Source organism: Agromyces larvae (genome assembly GCF_022811705.1).
Lineage (GTDB): Bacteria > Actinomycetota > Actinomycetes > Actinomycetales > Microbacteriaceae > Agromyces > Agromyces larvae.
Window position 1 is genome coordinate 3,264,557 of sequence record NZ_CP094528.1, and the last position, 25,497, is coordinate 3,290,053.

27 protein-coding genes are annotated in these 25,497 nt (G+C 71.5%); 14 read left to right on the top strand and 13 right to left on the bottom strand.

What is annotated here, in order from left to right; genetic code table 11:
• The first annotated feature begins 12 nt into the window (after positions 1–12).
• From MTO99_RS15570 to MTO99_RS15585, 4 genes are all read left to right on the top strand, one after another.
• Positions 13–810, top strand: a complete 798-nt coding sequence (locus MTO99_RS15570; RefSeq protein ID WP_243559144.1) for a uroporphyrinogen-III synthase — start codon at positions 13–15, stop codon at positions 808–810.
• A 47-nt stretch (positions 811–857) separates the two neighbouring features.
• Positions 858–1,871 (top strand): porphobilinogen synthase, encoded by a 1,014-nt coding sequence (gene hemB, locus MTO99_RS15575; RefSeq protein WP_256461017.1) that lies wholly within the window; start codon positions 858–860, stop codon positions 1,869–1,871.
• Entirely contained in the window at positions 1,868–3,280 is a 1,413-nt protein-coding gene (hemL, locus tag MTO99_RS15580) for a glutamate-1-semialdehyde 2,1-aminomutase (RefSeq protein ID WP_243554678.1), read from the top strand. The genes hemB and hemL overlap by 4 nt, the downstream gene beginning before the upstream one ends.
• 124 nt (positions 3,281–3,404) lie before the next feature.
• Positions 3,405–3,779 carry a hypothetical protein gene (locus tag MTO99_RS15585; RefSeq protein WP_243554680.1) on the top strand — a complete coding sequence of 125 codons (375 nt, stop codon included), beginning with the start codon at positions 3,405–3,407 and terminating at the stop codon, positions 3,777–3,779.
• Positions 3,780–3,886: 107 nt separating this feature from the next.
• Here the strand turns inward: MTO99_RS15585 and MTO99_RS15590 are convergent, their stop codons facing one another.
• The 7 genes from MTO99_RS15590 to MTO99_RS15620 form a co-directional block, all read right to left on the bottom strand.
• Positions 3,887–4,267 (bottom strand): DUF1304 domain-containing protein, encoded by a 381-nt coding sequence (locus MTO99_RS15590; RefSeq protein WP_243554682.1) that lies wholly within the window; start codon positions 4,265–4,267, stop codon positions 3,887–3,889.
• Positions 4,268–4,293: 26 nt separating this feature from the next.
• Positions 4,294–5,565, bottom strand: coding sequence for a winged helix DNA-binding domain-containing protein (locus MTO99_RS15595; protein ID WP_243554684.1), 1,272 nt, complete (start codon positions 5,563–5,565; stop codon positions 4,294–4,296).
• Positions 5,566–6,399: an ABC transporter permease gene (locus MTO99_RS15600; RefSeq protein ID WP_243554686.1), complete on the bottom strand. Its 834-nt coding sequence runs from the start codon at positions 6,397–6,399 to the stop codon at positions 5,566–5,568.
• A 1-nt stretch (position 6,400) separates the two neighbouring features.
• Positions 6,401–7,462, bottom strand: coding sequence for an ABC transporter ATP-binding protein (locus tag MTO99_RS15605; RefSeq protein ID WP_243554688.1), 1,062 nt, complete (start codon positions 7,460–7,462; stop codon positions 6,401–6,403).
• A 166-nt stretch (positions 7,463–7,628) separates the two neighbouring features.
• Positions 7,629–8,417 carry an isocitrate lyase/PEP mutase family protein gene (locus MTO99_RS15610; protein WP_243554690.1) on the bottom strand — a complete coding sequence of 263 codons (789 nt, stop codon included), beginning with the start codon at positions 8,415–8,417 and terminating at the stop codon, positions 7,629–7,631.
• Positions 8,414–9,616, bottom strand: a complete 1,203-nt coding sequence (locus MTO99_RS15615) for a cysteine desulfurase-like protein (protein WP_243554692.1) — start codon at positions 9,614–9,616, stop codon at positions 8,414–8,416. Before MTO99_RS15615 ends, MTO99_RS15610 begins: the two co-directional genes overlap by 4 nt.
• Positions 9,617–9,859: 243 nt before the next feature.
• The gene (locus tag MTO99_RS15620; protein ID WP_243554693.1) at positions 9,860–11,131 is read right to left on the bottom strand and encodes an FAD-dependent monooxygenase; all 1,272 of its coding nucleotides are present in this window, start codon (positions 11,129–11,131) and stop codon (positions 9,860–9,862) included.
• 125 nt (positions 11,132–11,256) lie between these two features.
• Between MTO99_RS15620 and MTO99_RS15625 the strand changes: the two genes are divergently transcribed.
• Genes MTO99_RS15625 through MTO99_RS15640 form a run of 4 tightly spaced genes read left to right on the top strand, consistent with a single transcriptional unit; the run spans position 11,257 to position 13,473 of the window.
• Positions 11,257–11,847: a TetR/AcrR family transcriptional regulator gene (locus MTO99_RS15625; RefSeq protein WP_243554694.1), complete on the top strand. Its 591-nt coding sequence runs from the start codon at positions 11,257–11,259 to the stop codon at positions 11,845–11,847.
• 28 nt (positions 11,848–11,875) lie between these two features.
• On the top strand, positions 11,876–12,736 hold the full coding sequence (locus MTO99_RS15630) for an LssY C-terminal domain-containing protein (RefSeq protein ID WP_243554695.1): 861 nt from the start codon (positions 11,876–11,878) through the stop codon (positions 12,734–12,736).
• Positions 12,733–13,263 carry a hypothetical protein gene (locus MTO99_RS15635; RefSeq protein WP_149160329.1) on the top strand — a complete coding sequence of 177 codons (531 nt, stop codon included), beginning with the start codon at positions 12,733–12,735 and terminating at the stop codon, positions 13,261–13,263. The genes MTO99_RS15630 and MTO99_RS15635 overlap by 4 nt, the downstream gene beginning before the upstream one ends.
• 33 nt (positions 13,264–13,296) lie before the next feature.
• Entirely contained in the window at positions 13,297–13,473 is a 177-nt protein-coding gene (locus MTO99_RS15640; protein ID WP_243554696.1) for a hypothetical protein, read from the top strand.
• 21 nt (positions 13,474–13,494) lie between these two features.
• Here the strand turns inward: MTO99_RS15640 and trhO are convergent, their stop codons facing one another.
• Both trhO and MTO99_RS15650 read right to left on the bottom strand, forming a co-directional pair.
• Positions 13,495–14,409: an oxygen-dependent tRNA uridine(34) hydroxylase TrhO gene (trhO, locus tag MTO99_RS15645; protein ID WP_243554697.1), complete on the bottom strand. Its 915-nt coding sequence runs from the start codon at positions 14,407–14,409 to the stop codon at positions 13,495–13,497.
• 183 nt (positions 14,410–14,592) lie between these two features.
• Positions 14,593–15,228 (bottom strand): LysE family translocator, encoded by a 636-nt coding sequence (locus MTO99_RS15650; RefSeq protein WP_243554699.1) that lies wholly within the window; start codon positions 15,226–15,228, stop codon positions 14,593–14,595.
• A 118-nt stretch (positions 15,229–15,346) separates the two neighbouring features.
• On the opposite strand from MTO99_RS15650, the gene MTO99_RS15655 reads away from it, so the two are divergent.
• Positions 15,347–16,393, top strand: coding sequence for an enoyl-CoA hydratase/isomerase family protein (locus tag MTO99_RS15655; RefSeq protein WP_243554701.1), 1,047 nt, complete (start codon positions 15,347–15,349; stop codon positions 16,391–16,393).
• Positions 16,394–16,420: 27 nt separating this feature from the next.
• Here MTO99_RS15655 and MTO99_RS15660 read toward each other — a convergent pair whose 3' ends face one another.
• The 3 genes from MTO99_RS15660 to MTO99_RS15670 all read right to left on the bottom strand — a co-directional run bounded on the left by MTO99_RS15660 (position 16,421) and on the right by MTO99_RS15670 (position 19,055).
• Positions 16,421–16,957 carry a hypothetical protein gene (locus MTO99_RS15660; RefSeq protein ID WP_243554704.1) on the bottom strand — a complete coding sequence of 179 codons (537 nt, stop codon included), beginning with the start codon at positions 16,955–16,957 and terminating at the stop codon, positions 16,421–16,423.
• 341 nt (positions 16,958–17,298) lie between these two features.
• A complete protein-coding gene (sufU, locus tag MTO99_RS15665) occupies positions 17,299–17,763 on the bottom strand; it encodes a Fe-S cluster assembly sulfur transfer protein SufU (RefSeq protein ID WP_243554706.1) in 465 nt (154 codons plus the stop codon).
• Positions 17,760–19,055 carry an aminotransferase class V-fold PLP-dependent enzyme gene (locus MTO99_RS15670; RefSeq protein ID WP_243554708.1) on the bottom strand — a complete coding sequence of 432 codons (1,296 nt, stop codon included), beginning with the start codon at positions 19,053–19,055 and terminating at the stop codon, positions 17,760–17,762. Before MTO99_RS15670 ends, sufU begins: the two co-directional genes overlap by 4 nt.
• A gap of 78 nt (positions 19,056–19,133) precedes the next feature.
• Here MTO99_RS15670 and MTO99_RS15675 point away from each other — a divergent pair, with 78 nt between their 5' ends.
• The 4 genes from MTO99_RS15675 to MTO99_RS15690 are packed head-to-tail and all read left to right on the top strand — an operon-like array spanning position 19,134 to position 23,614.
• On the top strand, positions 19,134–20,669 hold the full coding sequence (locus MTO99_RS15675) for an MmgE/PrpD family protein (RefSeq protein ID WP_243554710.1): 1,536 nt from the start codon (positions 19,134–19,136) through the stop codon (positions 20,667–20,669).
• Positions 20,670–20,724: 55 nt separating this feature from the next.
• Positions 20,725–21,624, top strand: a complete 900-nt coding sequence (gene prpB, locus MTO99_RS15680; RefSeq protein ID WP_243554712.1) for a methylisocitrate lyase — start codon at positions 20,725–20,727, stop codon at positions 21,622–21,624.
• Positions 21,625–21,683: 59 nt separating this feature from the next.
• Entirely contained in the window at positions 21,684–22,946 is a 1,263-nt protein-coding gene (locus tag MTO99_RS15685; protein WP_243554714.1) for a sensor histidine kinase, read from the top strand.
• Complete coding sequence (locus tag MTO99_RS15690) at positions 22,943–23,614, top strand: response regulator (protein WP_243554716.1); 672 nt, start codon at positions 22,943–22,945, stop codon at positions 23,612–23,614. Before MTO99_RS15685 ends, MTO99_RS15690 begins: the two co-directional genes overlap by 4 nt.
• Here MTO99_RS15690 and MTO99_RS15695 read toward each other — a convergent pair.
• Complete coding sequence (locus tag MTO99_RS15695; protein WP_243554717.1) at positions 23,549–24,496, bottom strand: type II CAAX endopeptidase family protein; 948 nt, start codon at positions 24,494–24,496, stop codon at positions 23,549–23,551. The two genes, MTO99_RS15690 and MTO99_RS15695, sit on opposite strands and share 66 nt — an antisense overlap.
• A gap of 239 nt (positions 24,497–24,735) precedes the next feature.
• On the opposite strand from MTO99_RS15695, the gene MTO99_RS15700 reads away from it, so the two are divergent.
• On the top strand, positions 24,736–25,494 hold the full coding sequence (locus tag MTO99_RS15700; RefSeq protein ID WP_243554719.1) for an ABC transporter ATP-binding protein: 759 nt from the start codon (positions 24,736–24,738) through the stop codon (positions 25,492–25,494).
• Positions 25,495–25,497 lie beyond the last annotated feature (3 nt).

Genomic DNA, 25,497 nt, shown 5'->3' on the forward strand with positions numbered 1-25,497 from the left:
GAATTCGAGCCCATGACCGGCGCGATCAGCCTGCCCGGAACCGTCGAGGGCAAGCCGCTCGCCGGATGGCGTGTCCTGGTGCCGCGCGGCGGCCCCTGGGGCGACAGCGTCGCCGCGTCGCTGCGTGCACGCGGCGCATCGCCCATCATCGCGCCGATGATCAACTTCGCACCGACCGACGACCAGCCCGCCCTCGAGGAGGCGCTGCGCAAGCTCGCCGCCGGCGAGTTCGACTGGCTCACGGTCACGAGCGCCACCACGGTCGACGTGCTGGCGTCGTACCACGCGGTGATCCCCCCGACGACGAAGGTCGCCGCAGTCGGCGAGACCACCGCCGCGGCCTTGGTCGCCGCCGGGTATCGCGCCGACATCGTGCCGAGTGAGGACAACTCGGCCAGGGGCCTCCTCGAGGAGTGGGAGGCGGCCACCGACGGGCAGAAGGGCCTGCGGGTGCTGGCGCTGCGGTCGGCCATCGCGAAGCAGGTGCTGTCGGTCGGGCTCGCGCGCATCGGGCATCACGTCGAGGCGGTCGTCGCGTACCGCACCGTCGGGGTGCCGGTCGCGCAGAAGGTCGTCGACGATGTGCGCGCCGGTCGGGTGAACGCGGTGCTCGTCACCTCGGGCAGCGTCGCCGAGCAGGTGCAGCTGCAGCTCGGGCCGATCCCCGAGCACACGCTGATCGCCGCGATCGGCCCCCAGACCCAGAAGGATGCCGCGCACTTCGGCCTGCGCGTCGACGTGGTCGCCACCGAACGCAGCGCCGAGTCGCTCATCGACGCGGTGGTGAACGCGGCGCTCGCCAGCGCCTGAGCGCGCGACGGGGCATCCGCTCAGGCTGCCCGACGTAGGCTGGTTCGGTGACCGCGACTCCGCATCCCGTCATCCGCCCCCGCCGCCTTCGCTCCGGACCCGCCATGCGCCGGCTCGTGTCGGAGACGCGGCTGCACCCCGCCGACCTCGTGCTGCCCGTATTCGTACGCGAGGGCGTGACCGAGCCGATGCCGATCAACTCGATGCCGGGCGTCGTGCAGCACTCGCTCGACAGCCTGCCCGCCGCGATCGCCGAGGCTGCGGCCGTCGGCGTCGGCGGCGTGATGCTCTTCGGCGTGCCCGAGTCGCGCGACGCGGTGGGGTCGGGGGCGACCGATCCCGACGGCATTCTGAACGTCGCGACTCGCGTCGCCCGCGAGGCGGCCGGCGACGCGCTCGTCGTGCAGACCGATCTCTGCCTCGACGAGTTCACCGACCACGGGCACTGCGGCGTCCTTCGCCCCTCGACGGGCTGGGGGACCGACTTCGTGGTCGACAACGACGCGACGCTCGAGCGGTACCGCGAGATGGCGCTCGTCCAGGCGGCGAGCGGCTCGCAGCTGCTCGGCCTCAGCGGCATGATGGACGGCCAGACCGCCGCCGTGCGCGAGGCCCTCGACGAGGCCGGCTTCGCGGATGTCGCACTGCTGGCGTATGCGGCGAAGTACGCGAGCGCCTTCTACGGACCGTTCCGCGATGCGGTGGAGTCGCAGCTCGAGGGCGACCGGCGCACCTACCAGCTCGATCCCGGCAACCGGCGCGAGGGCGTGCGCGAGGCGATCCTCGATATCGACGAGGGCGCCGACATCGTCATGGTGAAGCCCGCGGGCAGCTACCTCGACGTGCTCGCCGACGTGGCCGCCGCGAGCGATGTGCCCGTGTGGGCCTACCAGGTCTCGGGCGAGTACGCCATGATCGAGGCCGCCGCGGCGTACGGCTGGATCGACCGGGGTCGCGCGATCGTCGAGTCGGTGCGCGGCATCCGTCGTGCGGGCGCCGACGTGGTGTTGACGTACTGGGCGACCGAGCTCGCCGGCTGGCTGAAGGATGGACTGGAATGACCCTTCGACAGGCTCAGGGCACCGCCCTTCGACAGGCTCAGGGCACCGCCCTTCGACAGGCTCAGGGCACCGCCCTTCGACAGGCTCAGGGCGCCGCGACCAACGACGAGCTCTTCGACCGCGCCCGGCAGGCGATCCCCGGCGGCGTGAACTCGCCGGTGCGCGCGTTCGGCTCGGTCGGCGGCACGCCGCGATTCCTGGTGTCCGCCCGCGGGCCGTACGTCACCGACGCCGAGGGTCGCGAGTACGTCGACCTGGTCGCGGGGTGGGGCCCGGCGATCCTGGGTCACGCGGATGCTCGCGTCGTCGAAGCGGTGCAGGATGCCGCGAGCCGAGGTCTCTCGTTCGGCTCGTCGACGCCCGCCGAGACCGAACTGGCCGAGCTCGTCGAGCAGCGCGTCGCACCGGTCGAGCAGCTCCGGCTCGTGTCGACGGGTACCGAGGCGACGATGACCGCGATCCGCCTCGCTCGCGGGTTCACGGGCCGCGATCTGCTGGTGAAGTTCGCCGGCCACTACCACGGGCATTCCGACGGGCTGCTCGCCGCCGCGGGGTCGGGGCTCGCGACCTTCGCGCTGCCGGGTTCGGCAGGAGTGCCGGCCGAGATCGCCGGCCTCACCCTGGTCATCCCGTACAACGACCTCGACGCGGTGCGCGCGGTGTTCGCCGAGCACGGCGACCGCATCGCCGCGGTCATCGTCGAGGCCGCCGCGGCGAACATGGGCGTCGTGCCGCCGCTGCCGGGCTTCAACCGCGACCTCGTCGGCATCGCGCACGCACACGCTGCGCTCGTGATCAGCGACGAGGTGCTGACCGGGTTCCGCGTGTCGCCTGCCGGGTGGTGGGGGCTGGAGCAGGGCGAGACCGCGTACACCCCCGACCTCATGACGTTCGGCAAGGTCATCGGCGGCGGCATGCCGGTCGCCGCGCTCGGCGGTCGCGCCGAGATCATGCAGCGCCTCGCACCGCTCGGCCCCGTGTACCAGGCGGGCACGCTGTCGGGCAATCCGGTCGCGGTCGCGGCGGGCATCGCCACGCTCCGGGCGGCGGATGCCTCGGTGTACACGCGGCTCGACGAGGCATCCGTCATCGTGGCCGACGCAGTGTCTGCCGCCCTGGCAGCCGAAGGCGTCGCGCACGCCGTGCAGCGCGCGGGCAACCTGTTCAGCTTCGTGTTCGGCGAGGCGGTCGCGGGCGGGGCCCGCGACTACGACGAGGTGCAGCGGCAGGAGGCGTGGCGATACCCGCCGTTCTTCCACGCGATGCTCGACGCCGGGGTCTCGCTGCCGCCGAGCGTGTTCGAGGCCTGGTTCGTCACCGCCGCGCACGACGACGCCGCGATCGCCCGCATCGTCGAGGCGCTCCCGGCGGCGGCCCGCGCGGCCGCCGCGGCGACGCCGCCCGCCTGACCGCCTCCGCCGGCGCTCGCTGCTCGACCAGCGCAGGCAACAGTGGGAGGCGTGCACGGATCCGGGGTCGGGTTTGTGGAGCGTCGACACCGTGGCATCCGAAAGTCTCGGGCAGGATGGGAGCATGGCGAATCTGCGCGTGCATGCCGACCGGATCGAGGTGCATCTCACCCCGACCGAACGCGCGCTCGCGCTGCGCAGCGCCGACGTCGTCATCCAGCGCGACGACATCCGGTCGGCCACGATCACGGATGACCCGTGGATCTGGATCCGCGGCATCCGCCGCCGCGGCACCGAAGTGCCGCTGGTCGTCGCCGCCGGAACGTGGAAGTACCACGGCGGCCTCGACTTCGTCGCGGTGAAGGGCAAGCGTCAGGCGGTCGTGCTCGAACTGGCGGGCGGCGAGTTCGCGCGGCTCATCCTGTCGACGAGCCACGCCTCCGAACTCATCGACCGGCTGAAGCTCTCCGCCGAGGAGACGCCGACCGGCGAGGGGTGACCCCTCCGCGGGTCGACGAGCGAGCGCCGGCGAGCGTATCGAGACCCGGTGAGGCGTGCTGCGGCGACGTTGATACGAGCTTCGCGCCATTCGACCAGCGGCAGCCGCTACGCGAACGCGAACAGCACGAAGCCGACGAGCGGCAGCGTGCCCTGCACGAGCGCGGGCTTCCAGTACCCGCGACCGGTCGTCGTGAGCACGAGGGCCGCGAGGGTCATGCACGCGGTCGTGAACAGCACCAGCGCCTTGCCCGGCGCGATCGCGCCCGACCAGAACAGCACCAGGCCGAGCGCGGCGCCGATGCCGAGGAACAGGTTGTAGAACCCCTGGTTGTACGCCATCGGCTTCGTGGCATCCGCCTGCGCCTGATCGGCGACGCCGAACCGCTTCCAGATCGCCGGACGCGACCACCAGACGCTCTCCATCAGGAAGATGTAGCCGTGCAGCAGCGCGGCGAGGGCGACGAACACGCTGGCGATGGCGGCCATGCGCCGATCGTACGCCCGGGTTCGGCTCAGACCCGGGTGACCCGCTCGACCTCGACGGCGACCGGGACCCCCAGGAACGCCTCGACCTCGGCGATCGCCGCGTCGCGCGAGCGCAGCTCGGCCCGCGACAGGCGCCGCCACGGCACGATGCGCACCCGTGCGCGGCGGCCCTGCACGGTCGGCGCCCAGCGGCCGCACATCACCCCGCCGATCATCAGCGCGTGCAGCGGGAACTCGGAGAAGATCGTGGCCGCGGCGCCCGGCGGCTGCAGGAACGCGCGGGGAGCCGCATACCCCATGACGTACTCGTCGTACGCCTGGAGCAGGTCGACCCGGCTCGGGTCGTCGGCCGGCTCCGGCGCACCGGCGCCGGTCGCGCGCGCCGCCCACGCGGCCGAGACGGATGCATCGTGCCAGAGCTCGTCCGCACTGCCGCCGCTGCCGGCGCTGCCGGCGCTTCCGGGGGCGGCGCCGTCGGTGCCGCCGAACCGGGTGATGCGGTCGCCGGTGCGGTCGGCGGCATCCGCGAGCGCCTGCCGCGCGTCGGCGAGCGTGAACCCCGACCAGGTCGCCAGGTCGCGCGCCGAGGCGGGGGAGCGGGTGAGCAGGTACCGCTCGGCGAGCTCGGCGAGGGCCTCGGCGCGATCGCGTTCACGGCTCGGAGGCACCCGCTCATCGAATGCGGCGTAGGTGCGCTGCGCGCCGACCGACGGGCCCGAGATGATCACCCGCTCGAGCTCGGCGTACATGATGAGGTGCGCCAGGTCGGGCCCCGACAGATCGATACCGGCGCGGGCCAGCGCCGTCTGCAGCTCGACCCTGGTGCGGTGCCCGCCGGCGACCTCGCCGGCGATGACGTCGAGACCGGTCGCGAGCAGCGGACCCTCGATGCCGCCGCGGCGGTACATCGTGCCGTTCTGCCGGTGCACCCGTTCGGCCGACAGGCCGACGAGCCAGCGCGCGTCGGCCGGGTGCACGAAGTGCCAGGTCGGGCGCAGCACATGCGTGCGCAGGATCGCGCCGTCGTCGATCAGCGCCGCGACCGCCGCCCGGTCGGGCCGGTTCGCCGTGGGCAGGCGCTGGGCCAGACCCCACTGCGCCGGCAGGTACTCCTGCGATTGCACGGCCAGCGCATCGCGCACGAGATCGGCGGGCGAGGCATCCGCCGCGTCCGGCCTGTCTTTCCCGGCGCGCCGACCGGTCGCACCCGGCCCGGCCGCACCCGGCCGGGCCGCACCGCCCGCACCGCGCAACCGCTGCGCGAACAGCCGCCGCGACCGCAGCTCGGCGAGCTCCACCTACGAAACGTCTCCGCGCCAGGTCGTGAGCCCGCCGATGATCGACAGCACGGCCGCGTAGCCGGCGAGCACGAGCCCGCCCTGCCACCACTCCAACGCCACGGCGCTGCCACCCGTCATCGCCACCGAGTAGAACGAGGCCCCGACGAGCGCGTCGCTCGCCGCCCCGGGGAGGAACTGCCCGATCTGCGCGGTGATGTCCGACAGCGACGCCATGAGCCGCAGTACCGGCTCGACGAACTGGGTGAACGCGATCACGATGACGATCGCGGCGACCTGGTTCGGCACGACCGACCCGAGCCCGACGCCGATCGCGCCCCAGAGCGCCATCGCGAGGATGCCGCGCCCGACCATGGCCCACGTGTCGGACTGGTCGAGCCCCGTCTCGACGCCGAAGGCGGCCAGCGCGCCCGACCCCGCGCCGACCGACGCCGCGAACGCGAGCACGCCGAGCACCGCACCGATGACGAGCTGCGAGACCAGCTTGCTGGTGAGCACGACGCCTCGGTTCGGCGTGGCGAGGAACGTCGGCGTCAGCGTGCGGTGCCGGAACTCGCTCGTGACCGCGAGCGCGCCGAGCAGCACCGGGAACACGTACCCGATCGAGGTCGCGAAGCTGTACACCAGCGGCCACGGCTCGGCGCCCGGCGGCAGCAGTGCGCCGCCGCCTCCGCTGCTCGCCTCGGCCGCCTGTTCGGGATTGCCGATGGCCCAGCCGAGGAACGCGCCGAACCCGCCGGCGAGCATCGCGATGTACGCGACCAGCAGGATCGCGAGCAGCCACCACATGCGGGTGGTCAGGGTCTTCTGGAACTCGGAGGCGAGTGCGCGCATGTCAGGCCTCCGGCTCGGTCGTCGCGGCGGGCGGGGCGTCGGGTTCGTCGGGAGGGCCGGATGCCTCGGGCTCATCGGATGCTCCGGGCTGACCGGATGCCTCGGGCTGACCGGATGCCTCGGATCGGGCCCCGCCCGTCGCGGACGGCTCGAGCTCCGGGGCATCCGCTTCGTGGGGTTCGCCGACCAGCTGGAGGAAGGACTCCTCGAGGCCGCTGCGCAGCCGGTGCAGCGAGCTCAGCTCGACCTGCCCGACGAACGCGGCGTGGCCGACCCGGCCGGGCTCGGGCTCGTCGACGATGAACCCCTGCCGCCCGGGGGTGTAGGCGAGCCCCGCACCGTCGAGCGCGGTCGCGAGCGCCGCCCGGTCGGGCGAGTCGACCACCGTGCGGGGAGCCGAGTCGAGTTCGAGGCTCGCCAGTGTGCCGGTCTTCACGAGCCGGCCGCGCGAGATGATGACGACCTCGTCGACGGTCTGCTGCACTTCGCTCAGCAGGTGCGAGCTGACCAGGATGGTGCGCCCCTCGCGGGCGAGCCCCTGCAGGAAGATGCGGATCCACCGGATGCCCTCGGGGTCGAGCCCGTTGATCGGCTCGTCGAGCACGAGCACACCCGGGTCGCCCAGCAGCGTGTACGCGAGTGCGAGCCGCTGCCGCATGCCGAGCGAGAAGCCGCCGACCCGCCGGTTCGCGTACTCGGCGATGCCGACCTGTTCGAGCACGTGGTCGACGCGCGTCTTCGCGATGCCCGACGCGGTCGCATACACGCGCAGGTGGTCGCGGGCGGTACGACCCGGGTGGAAGGCCGCGTCGAGCGCCGCGCCCACCGTCTCGAGCGGGCGTTCGAGCTTGTGGTACGGCGTGCCGTCGAAGGTCGCGGTGCCCGCAGTCGGCTTCACGAGGCCGAGCAGGCTGCGCAGCGTGGTCGTCTTGCCGGCGCCGTTCGGGCCGAGGAACCCGGTCACCCGCCCGGGCTCGACGGTGAAGCTCAGGTCGTCGACCGCCGTCACGTGGCCGAACCGTTTCGTGAGCCCTGAGATCTCGATGGGGATGCCGCTCGCCATGCGCGCTCCTCGTCTCCGGCGGGCGTTGCCGCCACTCGTCACCCTAGCGAGGGGCCCCGACACGGGGCATCCGTCTCGCGGGGAATTCGCGGATTCGGCGGGCTCTCCCGCCACCCCATCCCGCGGAGACACCCGGAGACCGGTCGACGCGGGTCGGGTGGCGCGCTCAGTTCAGGGGGCGGATGCCTCGCGGCAGCACGCCGCCCGCATACAGCGACGCGGCGAGGTCGTCGAGGGCGCCCAGCGCGACTCGCTGCGTGGTCGGGCCGTACGACACCCGCGCGACGCCGAGCTCTTCGAGCCGGCCGGGTGCCGGCAGGGCGGGCAGGCCGATCACGCTCACGCGGCGCTCGCCGATGCCGTCGACGAGCGCGGCGACGACGTCCTCGCCGAAGTTCCCCGGCACGAACACGCACGTCGCGCCGGCGTCGATGAAGGCGCGCCCCCGCGCGATCGCGTCGTCGATCGAGTCGGCGAGCGGACGGTCGCCGCCGCGAAGGAACGCGTCGGTGCGCGCGTTCAGCGCGAACGGCACGCCCTCGGCCTCGGCGGCCGCCACGACCGCGCGCACGACGGCGACCGACTCGTCGAGCGGGCGCAGGCGGTCCTCGATGTTCGCGCCGACCGCGCCGACGCCGATCGCGCGGCGCACGGTCTCGGCGGCGTCGCCGTGGCCGTCGTCGAGGTCGGCGCTGACGGGTACGTCGACCGCCGCGACGATGCGCCCGATCATGTCGAGCATCAGGTGCAGCGGGATCTCGCCGTCGGCGTAGCCGAAGCTCGCGGCGATCGAGTGGCCGGCGGTCGCGAGCGCGCGGGTCTCGGGATGCGCCGCGACGACCTTCGCACTCACGACGTCCCACACGTTGACGACCTGCAGCAGCTCTGGGGCGTCGTGCAGCCGCCGCAATTCGGCGCCGCGCTCGGCGACGGTGGTGCTGGTTCCTTCGGTCATGCGATGGCCTCCTTCAGCCCGTCGATCAGGCGATCGACATCGTCGGTGTCGGTATACGGTGCGAGCCCGACGCGCAGGCCGCCGGCGTCGCCGAGGCCGAGGCGCCGTGACGCCTCGAGCGCGTAGAAGTTGTCGCTCGGGGCGAGGATGCGCCGCGAAGCGAGCGCGGCGGTCACGTCGGCCGCCTCGCGCCCGTCGAAGGTGAGCAGCAGCGTCGGCGTGCGCCGGGCGGCGCGCGAGTGCACCGTCACGCCGGCCAAGTCGGCCAGCGCGGCCTCCAGGTCGGCGAGCAGGGACGACTCGTGCGCGTGCAGCGCCCGGTACGAGGCATCCAGTCGATCTCTTCGCGAACCGGATGCCACGCCGTCGAGCCCGGCGAGCACGTCCACGGCGGCCGTGACGCCGGCGAGCAGCTCGTACGGCAGGGTGCCGAACTCGAACCGCTCGGGCACCACGTTCGTCGACGGCGCGAGCTTGTCGGGGCGGATCGTCTCGAGCAGCGCCGGGTCGCCCGCGAGCACGCCGCAGTGCGGGCCGAGGAACTTGTACGGCGAGCACGTGAACAGGTCGGCGCCGAGCGCGCCGAGCGCCGGCAGCTCGTGCGCGGTGAAGTGCACCCCGTCGACGAACACGAGCGCGCCGACGGCGTGCGCGGCCTCGGCGATCGCCGCGACATCCGGCATCGTGCCCAGCAGGTTGGACGCGGCCGTGACCGCGACCACCCGGGTGCGCTCCGAGAGCAGCGAGGTGACCGCCGCGACCGGCAGCTCGGCGGTGGCGGGGTCGAAGTCCGCCCACCGCACGGTCGCGCCCGTGCGCTCGGCGGCCTGCACCCACGGCCGGACGTTCGAGTCGTGGTCGAGCCGGGTCACGACGACCTCGTCGCCCGGGCCCCAGTCGCGCGAGAGGTGCCGCGAGAAGTCGTAGACGAGCTGGGTGGCGCTGCGGCCGTGCACGATGCCGCGCGGGTGCGCGTCGAGCAGGTCGGCCATCGCGAGCCGGAACCCGGCCACGGCATCCTCGGCGTGCTGCTCGCTCGGGCTCGTGGTGCCGCGGTTCGACAGCGGCCCGGTGAGCGTCGCGGCGATCGCTTCGCCGACCGCGCGCGGGGTCTGGGTGCCGCCGGGCCCGTCGAACTGCGCCCACCCGGTCTCGAGCGCGGGGAACATGGAACGGATGCGCGAGACGTCGTAGGCCATGACGACGAGCCTAAACGCGGGGCGGGTGGGCGCGGGCTCCCTGAGCCCCCTGAAGCCCCCTGAGCTTGTCGAAGGGGGCGGCGCTTCGACGGGCTCAGCGAGCTTCGACGGGCTCCCTGAGCTTGTCGAAGGGGGCTCGCTTCGACAGGCTCAGCGAGCTTCGACGGGCTCTGAGCTCCCTGAGCTTGTCGAAGGGGGCGGCGCTTCGACAGGCTCAGCGAGCTTCGACGGGCTCAGCGAGCCTCAGCGGGCTTCGACGGGCTCGGCGCGCCGGGTCGTGGGCAGCTCGAGCTCGGCACCTTGCCCGGCGAGGAACATCCGCTTCATGATCGGCCGCAGCGGGCGCGACAGCATCACCTTCACGTTGACCTTCGACAGCGCTGAGAGCAGCTTGGTGCGGGGGAGCATGGTCGAAAGGCTCCCGCCGGGGATCTTCTTCGCCTGCTCGAGGAACGGTGCGATCGCCGCCCCGTACCGTGCGATCGCGCCGGTCGGGTCGCCGGGGGTCGCGGCGAGTTCGGCGGCGAGCACGTACGCGCCGACGAGCGCCATCGCGGTGCCCATGCCGGTCAGCGGCGAGCCCGAGTACCCGGCGTCGCCGACGAGGGTGACCCGGCCGGCGGCGAGGTCGGGAACGTCGACGCGCACGAGTTCGTCGAAGTAGAAGTCGTCGGCTTCCTCCATCGCGGCGAGCACCGCGGCGGCGTGCCATCCGGCCCCCTGGATCGCCTGCCGAACCACCTCCTGCTGCGCCGCTCGGTCGCGCCGGAGCGACGGGTCGTGCGGGCCGCGCACGGTGAGGATCGCCTTCGAGGTCGCGGGGTCGGCGTCGGGCCGGATGCCGAGCATCGCGCCCGGCACGAGCCGCATCGAGAACCAGTCGGGCTCGAGATCGGCGGGGCTCGGCATGGTGAAGAAGGCCCCGTAGCCGCCGAGCGGCGTCGCGTACCGCTCCTCGGGCCCGAACGCGAGCCGGCGGGTCGCCGAGTGCACGCCGTCGGCGCCGACGACGAGGTCGAAGCGGCCGGTGCGACCCGACGTTAACGAGACATCCACGCCGTGTTCGTCTTGCGAGAGGCTCGCGATCGCGTCGTCGTAGCGCAGGTCGAGCAGCGGCTCGCCGGCCTCGTCGACGGCCTGGGCGGATGCCTCGGCGAGCACCTCGGCGATGACCTCGACGAGGTCGCCGCGGGTGATCTCGATCTCGGCGACCGCGCCCTGGCCGTCGAAGTCCGCCATCGCCATGCGGCCGTAGCCGCGGCCGTGGGCGTCCACGTAGATGAGTCCTTCCTCGTGGAGCTGGTGACGGGTGATGCCGGGCATGAGGCCCATGCGCTCGGCGGCCTCGCGGCTCGGGCCGCGCAGGTCGACGGCCTGGCCGCCGGGCCGGGGAGCGGCGGCGCGCTCGATGACCGTCGTGCGGATGCCGCTGCGGATGAGCTGCAGTGCGAGCGCGGTGCCGGCGATGCCGGCCCCCGAGACGAGGACGTGCGGGGTGGTGATGGGAGCGGTCATGGCGGTTCCTCCGGGGAGTCGATGATCGGATGCTGCGCTGAACGAATGTCTTAGACAGATGTTCTACTCCTGATTGAGACGAATGTCTAGTACATATGTCTTAGACGTTTCGGTACGATGAGGACATGGGCAACCGTGAAGACCTGCTGGCCGGCGCGCGGCGCGTCATCCTCGAACGCGGCGTCGCGAAGGCGACCGCCCGCGACATCGCCGCCGAGGCGGGGGTGAGTCTCGCCGCGATCGGGTACCACTTCGGCTCGAAAGACCGGCTCGTCACCGAGGCGCTCGTCGAAGCACTCGGCTCGGGCATCGGCGACGACATCGAGGCGCTCGTGCTCGACTCCCGCGATCAGCCGGTGCTCGACGGGTTCGCCGACATGTGGAACCGCATGCCGCAGGTCTTCGCCGACCACCGCGAAGCGCTCGTCGCGAGCATCGAGAACACCCTTCGCGTGCTGCGGGACCCCGACCCCGATGCCGGTCGCCACCTGCGCGAGGCGGTCGCGGCCGGGCATCTCGGGATGGCCGAGAACCTGGGCGCCGCGCACCCCGAGCTGCCCGACGCGCAGATCGAGGCGATCGCGTACCTGTCGTTCGTGCTCGTGCAAGGGCTCGGTCTGCTCTGGCTCATCGACCCCGACGCCGAGCTCGCGTACGGCGACCGGTTCGCGGCCGCCGTCGCCGCGCTCGCCGGGACGCCCGAGCAGCCCCGCTAGCACCGAGCAGCCCCGCTAGTCTGGCCGCATGCCCGAGGCGACGGGGGAGCGCCCACGAGCACCGCACGCCAAGCGGTTCTCGGTCAACGCGCTGCTCGACGGGTTCTTCTTCGTCTACGCGGGCGTCGCGTCGCTGTGGCTCGCGTACCTGCTGCTCACGGAGTCGTTCGCATTCGGCTGGTGGGGCATCCTGCTGTTCCTCGCGTTCTGGGCGCTGCTCGCCTACCTGGTGCTGCCGCGGTTCCACCGCATCCTCACCACCATCTACGTGCCCGACTACTTCATGGGGCGCACCCGCACGAGCGACGGCCTGCTCGGCGACCCCGTCAACCTGGCGCTGCTCGGCGACGAGGCGCAACTGCACCGGGTGCTCGCCGAGGCGGGCTGGACCCGCGCCGACGACATCACCCTCCGATCGAGCTGGCGCATCATCGCCTCGACCCTCACCCGTCGCAGCTACGACGAGGCGCCGGTGAGCCCGCTGTTCCTGTTCGGCCGCCAGCAGGACTTCGCGTACCAGCAGGAGGTCGCCGGCAACCCCGCCAAACGCCACCACGTGCGCTTCTGGCGCACCCCCGACGGCTGGCTGCTGCCCGGCGGCGCGCGCGTCGACTGGCTCGCCGCCGGCACGTTCGACCGCGCAGTCGGCTTCTCGCTGTTCACGCTGCAGATCACGCACAAGATCGACGCGAACACGGACGTCGAGCGCGACCACATCGTGCGGTCGCTGCAGGGTGCGGATGCCGCGGTGCGCGTCGCGGTCATCGAGAAGTTCTCCGCCGGCTACCACTCGCGCAACGGCGGCGGCGACACGATCACGACCGACGGCGACCTGCCGATCGTCGATCTGCGAGCGGTGGGCGTCCCGGTGGAGCGAGGACGCCCATGACCGAGGTGGGCAAGCGGCCCGCGTTCGAGGCGCCGAGCGACCTCGCCCGACCGGTCCGGCCCGATCCGCGGATGCGGCGCCCTGCGGCGACGACGGTCGGGGCGGTCCTCGTGCTGCTGCGCGTGCTCGCCGGTGTGGCGGTGCTCGTCGCGATCGCGGTCGAGTGGCGGAACGTGCTGTCCGCAGAGTTCGACGACCTCGACCCCGCGGACCTCGGCGAGGCGAGCGACGCGGCGCTCGCCGTCGTCATCGTCGTCGGCGCGGTCGTGCTCGCGGTGCAGCTCGCGCTGGCCGTATTCATCTTCGTCGGCTGGAACTGGCCGCGCATCCTCGTGATGGTCTTCGCGACCGTCAGCATCAGCCTGACCTTCGCCGCCTGGTGGGCGGGCGACCAGCGGATCACCATCGATGAGACCCTTGCCACGCTCGCCCTCGACATCCTCATCATGCTCGCGCTGTCGAGCCGGCCGGCGCGCGCGTACGCACGGCGACCGAGGGAGCGGCCGAGTCAGGGACGACCCCGATGACGGAGCGCTCGCCGCCCCGCTCGCGCCGAGCCCATGCGCTCACCCGGTCTTCGCGCCGCTGACGGCCGCTCGGTCGAACCGTCGACTCTCGCCGCGTCTGCGCCGCTGCGCATCGACCGCACCGCCGGAACCGCGGTGATCGTGCTGGCGAACCGCGGCGAACCGATCGACGATGTCGGGGTCAGCCTGATGACCCGGTACCTCGACTGAGTCGCCTCGGCCGAGCGATCGCTACGCGACGCGGTGAGCGGATGCCTCGCCGGCATGCGCCTCGCACGCGATCGCGTCGCACGACTCGCAGACCACGAACTGCACGCGGCACGAGGCATCCGGGCAGTTCGCGGTGCGCTTGGTCGCGGCGCCGCACCCGGCGCACCGCCCGATCACCGCGGCGTGGTCGCTGAAATCGACCGAGCCGCGCCCGTCGAAGACGTAGAGCGACCCCTCCCAGAGCCCGTCGTCGCCGAACGCCTCGCCGTACCGCACGATGCCGCCGTCGAGCTGGTACACCTCGCCGAAACCGCGGTCGCGCATGAGGCTCGACAGCACCTCGCATCGGATTCCGCCGGTGCAGTACGTCACGACCGGCCGGCCCTTCAGGTCGTCGTAGCGGCCGCTGTCGAGCTCGGCGACGAAGTCGCGCGTGGTCTCGACGTCGGGCACGACCGCGCCGCGGAAGCGCCCGATCTCGGCCTCCAGCGCGTTGCGGCCGTCGAAGAACACGACCTCGTCGCCGCGGATCGACACCAGCGCGTGCAGCGCCTCGGGGCTGAGCTTGCGACCGCCGCCGACCACGCCGTGCTCGTCGACGCGCAGTTCGCCGGGTGCGCCGAACGACACGATCTCGTCGCGGACCTTCACGCTGAGCTTCGGGAAGTCGAGGCTCGCCCCGGATGCATCGAGGCCGGTGCCCTGGCTCCACTTGAAGTCGATCGTCTGGAAGGGGGCGTACTCGCGAGTCGTCCGCACGTACCGTTTGAGGGCGGAGAGTTCGCCGCCGAGGGTGCCGTTCAGGCCGTCCTTCGAGATGAGGATGCGCCCGCGCAGGCCGAGCGACTCGGCGAGGTCGCGCTGCCACAGCCGGATCGCCTCGGGGTCGGGCAGCGGCGTGAAGACGTAGTAGAGCAGGATCTTGGCGAGCGGCACGGGGCGATCGTACGTGCGCAGGTTGAGCGGATGCCCATAGCCTGAGGTGAGGATGCTGCCCGTTCGCGAGGCGGGCGACCGCCCCACCTACCCCTCCCGCTGCGCCACTTCCGCGTCCGTTGCGCCAGATGAAGTGGCGCGGAGCGCGCGCACGTGGCGCAGAGGCGCGCGAGGGGGCCCGGCTCAGGCGTTGCTCGAGAAGGCGAGGATCCCGCCGAGTCCGAGCATCATCACCCCGCCGGTTCCGGCGAGTCGCTCGGCACGCTTCGGCGACTTCACGAACCAGTCGCGGGCGGCGCCGGCGGCGAGCGCCCACGTGCTGTCGCCGATGATCGCCAGCACGAAGAACACGAGCCCGAGCTCGAGCATCTGCAGCACCGCCGACCCGGCCTCGAGCGACACGAACTGCGGCAGCACGGCCACGAAGAACGCGATCGTCTTCGGGTTGGTCACGCCGACGACGAAGCCCTGCCCGAGCTGGCGCCAGCGCGACACGCGCACGACCTCACCGGTGAGCGCGGCGCCGGCGGCCCTGCGATGCCCGATCGCCTGGATGCCGAGGTACACGAGGTAGAGCGCCCCGGCGATCTTGATGATCGTGAAGAGCACGGCCGACTTCGCGACGAACGCGCCGACGCCGAGCGCGACGGCGACGATGATCGGCAGCAGCCCGAGCGCGTTGCCCAGCACGCTGAGCAGCCCGCCGACACGCCCGAGCACGAGCGCCCGCCCCACCGAGAACAGCACGCTCGGGCCGGGGATGGCGATCAGCACGATCGACGCCACGGCGAACGCGATGAGACTCTCGACCGGGACCACCCGCCGATCCTACGTCCCGGCTGCGCTCGTCGCCGCGCCGCGCCGGATCCGGGTCCCGAACGGTCGGGCGGTGCGGGAAGACGAGAGCGGCCGCGGGCGACGCGCTAGCGTGACATCCGTGAGCGCACCCATCGAAGCGACCGTCGCCGACGGGGTCGGCCATGTCACGCTGAACCGGCCGCAGGCGATCAACGCGCTGAGCTACGAGATGATCGGGCTGCTCACCGGCGTGTTCGACGCGTGGCGCGACGATTCCGAGGTGGGCGTGGTCGTGCTCGACGGCGCCGGCGATCGCGGGTTCTGCGCGGGCGGCGACATCCGCGAACTCCACGAGATGGCCACGAGCGAACGGCACGAGGACGCGCACCGCTTCTTCCGCGAGGAGTACCGGCTGGATGCCGCGATCGCCCGCTATCCGAAACCGGTCGTCGCGATCATGGACGGCATCACCATGGGCGGCGGCATCGGGCTCGCGGGGCACGCGTCGATCCGGGTCGTCACCGAGCGGTCGAAGATCGCCATGCCCGAGACCCGCATCGGGTTCACGCCCGACGTCGGCGGCACCTGGCTGCTCGCGTCGGCACCGGGCGAGCTCGGCGTGCATCTCGCGCTGAACGCCCGCACCATGGACGCCGCCGACGCGCTGTACGCCGGCTTCGCCGACGCGTACGTGCCGAGCGATCACCTGCCCGCGCTCGTGCAGGCGCTCGCCGAACGCGCCGACCCCGGCACGCCCAGCGAGATCGTCATGCTCTTCGACGAGACACCCGGGCTGTCCAAGCTCGCGCTCGCGCGCGACTGGGTCGACGCCTGCTTCTCAGCGCCCACGGTCGGCGAGATCCTCGAGCGGCTGCGGGCTGCGGAGCATCCGGATGCCTCGACCGCCGCCGATGAACTCGAAACCCTGTCGCCCACCGCACTGACCGTCACGCTCGAGGCGGTGCGCCGCGCGCGCACGCTGCCGAGGCTCGAGGACGCGCTCGAGCAGGAGTTCCGTGCGGTGACCTGGTTCATCGAGCAGCACGACCTCGCCGAGGGCATCCGCGCGCAGGTGATCGACAAGGACCGCTCGCCGAAGTGGAACCCCGCGACCCTCGCCGACGTGCCCGCCGACCTCACGGCGCGCGTCCTCGACGAGCAGCGCTACCCGCCCGTCTGGCCCTGACCGCCCGTCTGAGCCTGACCGGAGGGCCTACGACGGATTCGCGTCCGCGAGGCACTCCGCGAGGTCGATGTCGGCCTCTTCGAGCTGTGCGACCAGCCCATCGAGGGTGTCGGCCGAGTCGATGCCGCGTGCGTCGAGACAGTGGCGAAGCACCTCCGCGGTCGACGTGTCATCCGGATGAGACAGTTGCCAGCGCTGGTCGATGCCGATGAACTCGGACTGATAGCAGGTCCGGTCGGTGCCATCATCGTGCGCCTTGCCGGGAACCGAGTACGAGATCACCGTGGCGTCCTCGTCGGTCACCAATACTTCGTAGCCACGCTCTGACATGCACGACCGGTATCGCGTGAATCCATCGCGATACTCGGCTTCGGTCACGACCTCATCGGACAGCGCGTTCGTCTGTTCCGCCGATGTCGGCACGGGCGTCGAAGCCAGCGGTTCGGCGATTGATGCCACCGTCGCTCGATCCGCATCGGCGCACCCAGTGATGCACGCAGCCACCAAGATGACTAGCGCCCCACCCGTCGCCAGCCGGGGCATCCTTCGGCCGTTCATGGCCACCCCGCTTCTACGTCGAAGACGTTCCATAGCCACTGATGTGATCGGCGCCGATAGTCACGGATTTGAACTGTGCCACGGTTGTCGTACCCCAAGTCGGACTCGTCCAGAAGTCGTACGACTGATTCGGGTTCGGCGTCCAGTTCAGCTGCACTCCGACTTGGTAAACGTTGCACAGCTGTTGCGGGTTTTGGGTTCCGCCCCCACCGGCATTGCTGTAGCCATACAGCCAGAGGGTATAGGTGCTGTCCCGAGCGGTTCAAGAGGCACAATGCCAGATCAGTAGGGCAAATCGAACCGTGATGTCGGGCGCTGCTCCCCCGGGTTATGGGTGGGAGAGGCTGTCAGCGCGCGGCCTGCGCCTTCGCGACCGCGGCCTCAAGGGCCACCCACGGGAGCATCGCGCACTTCACGCGCATGACGTACTTCGAGACGCCGTGGAACGCGATCGCGTCGCCGAGCAGGTCCTCGTCGGGCTCGCCCGCGCCCTTCGAGCGCAGCATGGTGCGGAACGCGTCGGCCCGCTCGAGCGACTCCGCGACGGATGCTCCGGCGACGAGATCCACGAGCACCGACGTCGAGGCCATCGAAATGGAGCATCCGTCGCCCTGCCAGGCGACCGCCTCGACGCGCTCGCCGTCGTCGGCGAGGCGAACCTGCAGGGTGAGCTCATCGCCGCAGCTCGGGTTCAACTCGTGATGCGAGGCATCCGCGTGGTCGAGCACGCCCTCGCCGTGCCGCGCCTTCGAGTGCTCGAGGATGAGCTGCTGGTACAGCCCCTCGAGACCCGAACCCGACAGCCCGCTCACGCCGCCACCCCGAAGAACTTCCGGGCCTCGCCGAGCGCGGCGACGAACCGGTCGGCCTCGTCGCCGGTCGTGTAGACGTGCGACGACGCGCGCGTCGACGCGGTGAGTCCGAGTGCCCGGTGCAGCGGCTGCGCGCAGTGGTGCCCCGTACGCACGACCACGCCCGACTCGTCGAGGAACTGCCCGACGTCGTGCGCGTGCAGCCCCTCGATCGCCACGCTGACGAGCCCGGCGCGGGCCGCACCCGCCTGCGGGCCGAGGATGCGCACACCCGGCATCGAGGAGACCCCGTCGATCACCCGCTCGGCGAACGCCGCCTCGTGCGCCGCCACCGACGCCATGCCGATCGCCTCGAGGTACCGCACCGCATCGGCGAGGGCGACCGCCTGCGACACCGGCTGCGTGCCCGCCTCGAACCGGTGCGGTGAGGGCAGGAAGTCGGCGTGTTCGAGCGTGACGAGCGTGATCGTGGACCCGCCGGTGCGGGCGGGCGGCAGCGCGTCGAGCAGTTCGGCGCGGCCGTACAGCGCGCCGATACCGTTCGGCCCGAGCATCTTGTGGCCCGAGAACGCGGCGAAGTCGGCGCCGGCGGCGGGGAAGTCGACCGGCCGGTGCGGCACCGACTGACAGGCGTCGAGCACGACGAGGGCGCCGTGCGCGTGCGCCAGCTCCGCGACCTCCGCGACCGGGGCGATGGAGCCCGTCACGTTCGAGACCTCGGCGAACGCGAGCACCCGCGTGCGCTCGTTGAGCACCGCGCGCATCGCGTCGATCGACCACAGGCCGTGCTGGTCGACGCGCACCGGCACGAGCGTCGCACCGGTGCGGGCGGCGAGCCGCTGCCAGGGGATCAGGTTCGCATGGTGCTCGGCCTCGGTCACCACGATCTCGTCGCCCGGCCCGAGCGCGAAGACGGATGCCTCGGGGCCGCCGAGTCCGGCCGAGGCATCCGCCATGCCGAGCGCGACGATGTTCAGCGCATCGGTGGCGTTCTCGGCCCAGACCAGCTCGCGCTCGCCGGCGCCCACGAACCGCGCGACCGTCTCGCGCGCGTCCTCGAAGAGCGAGGTCGACTCGCCGACCGCGGCGCTCGTGCCGCGGTGGACCGCGGCGAGGTGGTGCTCGAGGTAGTCGCGTTCGGCGTCGAGCACCTGCCGCGGGCGCTGCGAGGTCGCCGCGGAATCGAGGTACGTGCGGGGGGCTGCGCCGTCGACCGGGTCGAAGGCGGGGAAGTCGCGGCGGATGTCGGCGACCCGACGGCCGCCGACCGTGTCGGTGTCGAACGAAGTCATCCCCTCCATCGTCCCACGCATTGGAAGGGCGGCGCCCGGCCCGGGACATCCGGCACCCCACCCGGTACCGTTGAGCGGGTGAAGACCCACCACGTGCGCACCCACCGAAGCGATGAGCACCTCGCCCGCGAGGGCCAGCTCGCCTGGCAACTCGCGGCGCTCGCGACCGATCCCGTCGAACTCGACGACGACGTGGTCGAGATGGTCGTGAACCGCGTGATCGACAACGCGGCGGTGGCTGCGGCATCCATCGCCCGCAAGCCGGTCGTGTCGGCGCGCAGCCAGGCGCTCGCGCACCCCGTGTCGATCGGCGGCGACGGCGCGACGGTGTTCGGCGCGGACGCGGCGCGGCGCACCAGCCCCGAGTGGGCGGCGTGGGCGAACGGGGTCGCGGTGCGCGAACTCGACTTCCACGACACGTTCCTCGCGGCCGAGTACTCGCACCCGGGCGACAACATCCCGCCGATCGTCGCGGTGGCGCAGCACCTCGCCGCGTCGCGCGGGCTCACCGGGCGCGACGTCGTGCGCGGCATCGCGACCGGATACGAGATCCAGATCGACCTGGCCAAGGGCATCAGCCTGCACCAGCACAAGATCGACCACGTCGCGCACCTCGGGCCGTCGGCCGCGGCCGGCATCGGAACCCTGCTCGGGCTCGACCAGGAGACGATCTTCCAGGCCATCGGGCAGGCGCTGCACACCACCACCGCGACCCGCCAGTCGCGCAAGGGCGAGATCTCGACGTGGAAGGCGCACGCGCCCGCGTTCGCCGGCAAGATGGCCGTCGAGGCGGTCGACCGTGCGATGCGCGGCGAGACCAGCCCCGTGCCGATCTACGAGGGCGAGGACGGCGTGATCGCGTGGCTCCTCGGCGGCCCCGAGGCATCCTACGAAGTGCCCCTGCCCGACGCAGGCGAAGCGAAGCGGGCCATCCTCGACTCCTACACGAAGGAGCACTCGGCCGAGTACCAGGCGCAGGCCTGGATCGACCTGGCCCGCAAACTGCACGACGAGTACCCGCTGATCATCAACCCCGACCTGGTCGAGTCGATCACGCTGCACACCTCGCACCACACGCACTACGTGATCGGGTCGGGTGCGAACGATCCGCAGAAGTACGATCCGGATGCTTCGCGCGAGACGCTCGATCACTCGATCCCGTACATCTTCACCGTCGCCCTGCAGGACGGCGCGTGGAACCACGAGACGTCGTACTCGCCCGAGCGGGCGCACCGGCCCGACACCATCGCGCTGTGGAAGAAGGTCACCACCGTCGAGGACGAGGAGTGGACGCGCCGCTACCACTCGCTCGACATCGCCGAGAAGGCGTTCGGCGGGCGCGTCGTGATCAAGCTCGCCGACGGTGGCGAGATCGTCGACGAGATCGCGGTCGCGGATGCGCACCCGCTCGGTGCCCGCCCGTTCGGTCGCGACGACTATGTGAAGAAGTTCCGCACGCTCGCGGAGTGGGCGCTCGAGCCCGCCGAGATCGAGCGGTTCCTCGACCTCGCGCAGCGGCTGCCCGAGCTCTCGCCCGACGAGCTCGGCGGCCTCACCTTCACGGCGGCACCGGGCGTGCTGGCCGCGACCGAGATCCCGACCGGACTGTTCTGACGCTGCTCGTCGGTCGAGTAGCGAGGCGTATCGAGACCATCGGGAGGTACCTCTGATGTTGTATGCGAAGACTCCGGCGCATGAGAAGCGGCGTGCGTTTCGTGAGCGACTCCGGTCGGGGGAGTTGTTGCGGTTCCCGGGTGCGTTCAACCCGTTGTCGGCGCGGTTGATCGAGCAGCGCGGGTTCGAGGGGGTGTACGTCTCGGGTGCGGTGCTCGCGGCCGATCTCGGGTTGCCCGATATCGGGTTGACCACGCTCAGCGAGGTCGCGGGGCGGGGTCGGCAGATCGCACGGATGACGGAGTTGCCGGCGATCATCGATGCGGATACCGGGTTCGGTGAGCCGATGAACGTGGCCCGCACCGTGCAGGAGCTCGAGGACGCGGGCCTGGCCGGCCTGCATATCGAGGATCAGGTGAATCCGAAGCGGTGCGGGCACCTGGACGGGAAGCAGGTCGTGGACCAGCACACCGCGCTGCAGCGCATCGCGGCCGCGGTCGACGCGCGCCGGGATGAGGACTTTCTGATCATGGCGCGTACCGATATCCGTGCGGTCGAGGGGTTGGATGCGGCGATCGACCGTGCGAAGGCGCTGGTGGATGCGGGTGCGGACGCGATCTTCCCCGAGGCGATGGCGACCCTGGCCGAGTTCGAAGCGGTCCGCAACGCGGTGGACGTGCCGTTGCTGGCGAACATGACCGAGTTCGGCAAGAGCGACCTGTTCACCGTCGACCAGTTGCGCGATGTGGGCATGAACCTGGTGATCTGGCCGGTCTCGCTGCTGCGCCTCGCGATGGGCTCCGCGATGCGCGGACTCGACGAACTCTCCACCGCCGGCTCGCTGCAAACGAAGCTCGACCAGATGCAGCACCGCGCCGAGCTCTACGACCTCGTCGACTACCCCGGCTACAACCACTTCGACACCGACATCTACAACTTCACGATCGCACGCTGAGCCGCGTGGTGATGGGCGCGACACCTCTTCGCTCGACCTGGCCCGGCAGGGCGGAGGTGGTGACGGCGTGCGCCACGGCCGCGTTCGTGCTGTTCGGTGCGCTCGCGCTGCCGCTGCTCGCCGCGGCCGAGGCCGGGAGCGACGACCCGTCCACGGTGACGCCCGCTCAGCCCGGGTGGTGGGCGGTCGTCGTGCTCGGGCTCGCACAGGCCGGCGCGATGCTGTGGGTGCGACGGTTCCCGCGTGCGGTGCTGCTCCTCGTGGCGCTCGTGCCGGTGATCCACGCGCTCGTGGTTCCCGGTGCCACGTTCAGCCTGACCACCGCCGCCGTCGTCGTCGCCGTCGCCTGGGCGGTCATGCTGCTGCCGCTGGGTCGGTCGGCGGTCGTCGTGCCGGTAGCCGGCCTGCTCGTCGCCGTGGCGCAGTGGGGCAATGAGGTGCGCAGCGGCGCCGTACCCGATCCCGCGTCGATGATCGCGACGAGCGGCGCATTGCTGCAGGGCCTCGTCGCGGTGGCGATCGGCGTGGTCATCGGGCTGTTCCTCCGGGCGCAGCGGGCTGCGCGGATCGCCCGGGAGCACGAGGTGCAGGCGCTCGCCCGGGAACGCGACGCGCTCGCGCGCGAACGCGAGGCACTCGTCGAGGCGGCCGTCTCGCGTGAACGGGTCGCCATGTCGCGTGAGCTGCACGACATCGCCGCCCACCACATGTCGGGCATCGCGCTGTCGGCCGCGGCGATCTCGCGCCAGGTCGACGTCGACCCCGAAGCGGCCAAGCTCGCCGCGCAGCAGGTGCGCGCCCAGAGCACCCGAGCGCTCGACGACCTGCGGCGGGTCATCGGGCTGCTTCGCGACGAGCCCGGAGGCACCCGATCGGTCGAGACCCTGGCCGCGGTGCGCGAGCTCGTCGAGCTTCGTCGCACCACGGGCATCGAGGTGGAGTTCGTGCTGCACACGGCAGAGCACGATGCCGTCACCGAGCACGATCTCGGCGCCGGCGTCGGCCCCCTCGCCCAGCTCGTGGCGTATCGCATGGTGCAGGAGTCGCTGGCCAACGCGGCCGTGCACGCGCCGGGTGCACATTGCGTGGTCGAGATCGATGATCGCCGACCCGATCGCCTCATGGTGCTCGTGGAGAACGATGGTTCCCACGCGCCAGATCCGGGGCCGGGCGGCGGATTCGGCCTCGTCGGCATGCGCGAGCGCGCCGACCTCGTCGACGCCGAACTGCACTACGGCGCCACGCCGGGCGGTGGCTGGCAGGTGCGCCTCACCCTGCGTCGGGAAGCGATACTCGAAGACGTGACCGAGGGGCCCGCATGATCCGTGTACTCGTCGCCGATGACCAGCCCCTCGTGCGCGCCGGGCTGACCGCGCTGGTGAACCTGGAGCCCGATCTCGAAGTGGTCGGCGAGGCGGGCGACGGGGTGGCCGCGCTCGCGATGGCCCGCGAACTGCGTCCCGATGTCGTGTGCCTCGACATCCGCATGCCGGGTCTCGACGGCATCGCCGTCGCCCGGGAGCTCTGCGGACCCGACGTCGAGGCGCCCATCCCGGTGCTCGTGCTCACCACGTTCGACCTCGACGACTACGTGTTCAGCGCCCTCGAGGCCGGCGTCTCGGGGTTCCTGCTGAAGGACGCCGAACCCGAGACGATCACTGCGGCCATTCGTCACGTCGCTGCGGGCAACGGCACCATCGACCAGTCGCTGACTCGACGCATCCTCGGCGAATTCGTGCGCCGCAGAAGCCTGCAGCCGGTGAGCGCCTCGCATCGAAGCGAGGTGCTCACCGGCCGGGAACAGGAGATCCTGCAATTGCTCGCCCAGGGCATGTCGAACGACGAGATCGCCCGCGCCCTGGTCATCGAGGTGTCGACGGTGAAGTCGCACCTGGCCCGCATGCTGCCGAAGATCGGGGTGCGATCACGCCTGCAGGCGGTCGTGTGGGCGTACCAGAACCGATTCGTCGACCTGCCCGACGCGCGGTAGCTGGGGCTCGGGGCGGTAGCCGAGTCGACCGCGGGTGAGCGCGATGATGAGGACCGCGGCGAGGCTGCCGCCGACGGCGAGCGCCCACGAGGTCATGCTCTCGGAGAGGGTCGGGAACATGTCGCTCCAGACCGCGGAGACGAACGTGTTGACGCTCACATGCGCGAGCATCGAGAGCGGCAGGCTCTGTCCGGTGCTGTTGAAGATCCACGACATCACGAAGTTGAAGGCGATGCAGAACACGATGAACGTGGCCGGACGAGTCCAGTCGGCATTCGGCCATCCGCCCCATTCGGTGAAGAAGAGCGGCAGGTGCCACAGTGCCCACAGCGGCCCGAGCACCCACGACGCGCCCATCGGCCCGAACCGGCGCTGCAGTCGAGGCAGCGCGAAGTCGCGCCATCCCGGCTCTTCGGCGAGACCCGTGGTGAGCATCTGGATCAACAGCAACGGAACGTAGACCGCGACCGCGGTCACCGACGGGGCGAGGATCTGACCGCCCGAGAACGCGAAGCCGGTCAGGATGATCGCCGCGGGGACGCCGAGCAGCGTGATCGCGTACCAGTGCCAGGCCACTCGCCACTTCCAGAGACGTGCGATCCACGCGCGCAGCCCGGCCGACCCGTCCGCGACGGCGGTCACGATGAGTGCCGACGTGATCGGTCCGAGGTAGGCGCCGGGCAGCATGCCGAGGATGCCCGGGAACGTGAAGTCCCAGACGCCCAGCCCCTGGTTCGACAGGATGTACGGGGTCCAGGCGATCCAGCTGAGCGCGTTCGTGAGCACGAAGAAGCTGAGCAGCGGATGCCGGCTGATGAGGCCCCGGATTCCCCTTCGCACCGGTTCTGTCGCGCCGGTTCGCACGTGGTCGATCGCAGTCATGAGCTCGTTCCTCTCCTCGGTTGCCGGTGGCGCGAGTCGGCCACGTTCCGACGCTAGAAACGGGCGGCGCGCGCTTCGAGCGCAGAGGGATCGAACTCCGCGAATGGCGTCGAAGGGAGCAGTTCTGCGTCGAAAGACGCAAGGTTGAAAGCTCACCCGAAGGCGCGTAGAGCGGGTCGAGCGGTGTGCCTACCGTCGAGTGAGGAAGGATTCCCCTCCCCTCACAGAAAGGTCGGCTCATGATCTCGACCACGAATGCCAGCCCGCCGCGGGTCGATTCCGCCGTGCGCCTGGTGCACCTCACCAAGACGTACCCGAACGGACCGGAGCCGGTCGCCGCGCTGCAGGGCGTCTCGCTCGCCGTTCGACCGGGTGCGTTCACCGCGATCATGGGCCCCTCAGGCTCCGGCAAGTCGACGTTCCTCAACCTCGCCGCAGGGCTCGACACCCCGACGAGCGGCCGGGTGATCATCGGGGACACCGACCTCACCGAGCTCTCGCCGGATGCCGTCACCCGGTTCCGTCGGCGCAGCATCGGGTTCGTCTTCCAGTCGTACAACCTCATCGGGCACCTGACCGTCGGCGAGAACATCCAGCTGCCGATGCTGCTCGACGGGCGACGCCCCGACGACCAGTGGCAGCAGGCCCTCATCGACAGCGTCGGGCTCACGGGCAAGACCGACCGGTTGCCGAGCGAGCTGTCGGGTGGCCAGGCTCAGCGCGTCGCCATCGCCCGCGCCCTCATCACGCGACCGACCGTCGTCTTCGCCGACGAGCCGACCGGCGCCCTCGACCGCCGCACGGGCGATCAGGTCCTCGACGTGCTGCGCGGCACCGCCAAGCGGTTCGCGCAGACGCTCGTGCTCGTCACCCACGATCCGCACGTCGCGGCCACCGCGGATGAGGTGCTCTTCCTCGCGGACGGACGACTGGCCGGCGAGCTCGTCGCGCCGACCAGCGGCCAGATCGCCGCCCGCCTCGTCGAGTTGGGAAGGTGACGC